Source organism: Rhodoferax sp. GW821-FHT10B06, assembly GCF_059415605.1.
Genome location: NZ_JBWKNO010000047.1, coordinates 1 through 629 on the forward strand (window position 1 = coordinate 1; position 629 = coordinate 629).

Sequence of the window (629 nt, forward strand, 5' to 3'; positions counted from 1 at the left end):
CGCGGCGCGGGTCTGCAGGCCTACGATCTGGCCAAGCACAAGGCGCTGGGCATCATCGGTACGACGGCCAGCGATAGCTCCAATGGTGCCGCCGTGATTTCCGAGTTTGACTTGGGCATTTCATACAACGAAAACGGCACCATCACGCCGTTCAAGCTGTCTACCTTGCAAGCCCAGCCGTCTATCAAGCTGGGTGACGATCTGGACTCCGTCCACTATGACTCCGCGACAAAGCGCGTCATTGTCAATATGGGTGCAGAAAAAGACGGTACCGAGTTGCTGGTACTCGATGTCCCCTCGTTGAAGCAGGTCGGCTCCATCAAGGTCAGCACCAAGAAGCCTGAGCACGCGGAAGCCGACGGCCAAGGCAATTTCTACATGGCCTCGCGCGACGAGAACGCGGTGTACCGCATCAACACCAAGGATCTGACCGTCACCGCCCAGTGGCCCACACCCGGTTGCGCCCAGACCAATGGCTTGGCGCTGGATGCGACCAACCACCGCATCTTCCTGGGCTGCCGTGGCAGTGCGACGGTGAAGCCATCTTTTGCGGTGATGGATGCCGACAATGGCGCGATTCTGTACACCTATGAAATCGGTGGCGGTAACGACGACGTGGTGTATGACGC

1 protein-coding gene is annotated in these 629 nt (G+C 59.0%); it reads left to right on the plus strand.

Features of this window, described 5'->3' with window-relative positions; genetic code table 11:
* Window positions 1-629 (plus strand): YncE family protein (locus AC07O2_RS25980; protein WP_495234998.1); only part of this gene is annotated, 629 nt, incomplete at both ends.